The organism is Mesorhizobium sp. M7A.F.Ca.CA.001.08.2.1, from assembly GCF_003998455.1.
In the GTDB taxonomy this organism is placed as follows: Bacteria; Pseudomonadota; Alphaproteobacteria; order Rhizobiales; family Rhizobiaceae; genus Mesorhizobium; species Mesorhizobium ciceri.
Map to the genome: position 1 here is coordinate 1 of NZ_RZPW01000975.1, position 1923 is coordinate 1923.

General features: G+C 62.3%; 2 protein-coding genes and 1 pseudogene. 2 read left to right on the forward strand and 1 reads right to left on the reverse strand.

Features of this window, described 5'->3' with window-relative positions:
* A pseudogene (locus EN914_RS33710) lies at positions 1 to 337 on the forward strand (lipid A biosynthesis lauroyl acyltransferase); the annotation flags it as partial.
* Positions 338 to 382: 45 nt separating this feature from the next.
* On the opposite strand, the gene EN914_RS33715 reads toward EN914_RS33710, so the two are convergent.
* Positions 383 to 811, reverse strand: coding sequence for a L,D-transpeptidase (locus tag EN914_RS33715; protein ID WP_024501279.1), 429 nt, complete (start codon positions 809 to 811; stop codon positions 383 to 385).
* 222 nt (positions 812 to 1033) lie between these two features.
* Between EN914_RS33715 and EN914_RS33720 the strand changes: the two genes are divergently transcribed.
* A partial coding sequence (locus tag EN914_RS33720) for an acetylornithine deacetylase/succinyl-diaminopimelate desuccinylase family protein (RefSeq protein WP_127389596.1) occupies positions 1034 to 1923 on the forward strand: 890 nt, incomplete at its 3' end.

Below are 1923 nucleotides of genomic sequence, written 5' to 3' on the forward strand. Positions count from 1 at the left end.
CTCCAATGGACTGGAGACGACATTCTTCGGCCGTCCCTGCCAGAGCAATCGCGTGCTGGCCACCCTTGCCCGCCACTACGACTGCGACGTCTATCCGGCGCGCTGCGTCAGGCTGCCGGGCAACCGCTTCCGGCTCGAGATCGAGGACAGACTGGTTCTGCCGCGCACCGCAGACGGCAGCGTCGACGTCCACGCCACCACCCAGATGCTGAATGACGTGGTCGAGCGCTGGGTTCGCGAGGATCCCGGCCAGTGGATGTGGTTCCACAAAAGGTGGGAGATCAGCAACTGGCGCCGCAAACCGCGCCCGAAGCCGGCTTCCGCCGCAAGCACCTGAACTGGCGAGAACAAGCGTTCTACGCCAGCCGGCGAAATCAGGCGCTCAGTTGGTGACGACGATGCGCGTGTTACCGAATCCCACTTCCCGCACCATCGCATAGAAGGCCGCCGCATTGGCCGTGTGCAGCCGCACGCAGCCATGCGAAGCCGGGCGGCCGAGCTGTCTGACGGCACCGGTTCCATGGATGGCATAGCCGCCATGGAAGAACACGGAATACGGCATCGGCGACATATGATATTTGCGCGAATACCACATCCGGGCCGTGCGTTGCGGCCGGTACGTGCCACGCGGCGTGAAATAGCCGGTGCGCGCGGTCGACACGCTCCACCGGTAAACCGACAGGCCATACCGGACCGTCATCGTCTGCGAAGATACGTCTATGTTCGCCACGAGGCTGGCTGCCCAGCCCTGCCCCGAAGCGCTGAACAGCATCGCGACAAACATAGCCGCCATGAGAACTGTCTTTTTCATGCGATCAAACCCCTTTGATTGCCCCTTGCCTGCCTGCCATCACGGTGTTTTTCATCATTTTAATGGCAGGTGAATGAAGTAACACACACTCGTTGACCAATTGGCCAATTCAAAGCAGCGAATTTGAACGATTTCCCGCGATAGTTGCCGCAACGACACGCCGCACGGGCCTGATCACCAGCGGGCTTGCAAAATCGCTGATATCGCTGCTCAACTCGTCGTATGAACGAGCGACTCCTCAAGGCAATCGACAGCAGGCGCGACGCCGTCGTTGCGCTGACCACCGACCTCATCCGTTTTCCGACCATCAATCCGCCCGGCGAAGCCTACGGGCCATGCGCCGAATACATCGGTGCGCGGCTGAAGAAGCGCGGCTTCGAAACGGAATTCATCCGCGCCGAAGGCGCGCCCGGCGATACGGATCGCTATCCGCGTATCAATGTCGTCGCGCGATTTGACGGACGCTCTCCGGGCGCCTGCGTCCACTTCAACTCGCATATCGACGTCGTCGAAGCCGGCGATGGTTGGACCGTCGATCCCTTCGCCGGCATCGTCAAGGACGGCAAGGTCTACGGCCGCGGCGCCTGCGACATGAAAGGCGGGCTCGCCGCCTCCATCATCGCCGTCGAGGCCTTCATGGAAGTATTCCCCGACTTTCCCGGCGCCATCGAGATATCGGGCACGGTGGACGAAGAATCCGGCGGCTTCGGCGGCGTCGCCCATCTGGCCGGGCTCGGCTACTTCTCGAAACCCAGGGTCGACCACGTCATCATCCCCGAGCCGCTCAACAAGGACCGCATCTGCCTTGGCCATCGCGGCGTCTGGTGGGCGGAAATCGAGACCAAGGGCGAGATCGCACATGGCTCCATGCCATTCCTCGGCGACAACGCGGTGCGCCACATGGGCGCCGTGTTAAGGGCTTTCGAGGACGAGTTGTTTCCCGCGCTTGACCGCAAGATGACGCGCATGCCGGTTGTGCCCGAAGGGGCAAAACGCTCGACCATGAACATCAATTCGATCCATGGCGGCCAGACCGAGGATTTCCGGCCCGGCCTGCCGTCGCCCAACGTGCCCGACTCCTGCCGGATGACCATCGACCGCCGTTTCCTGCT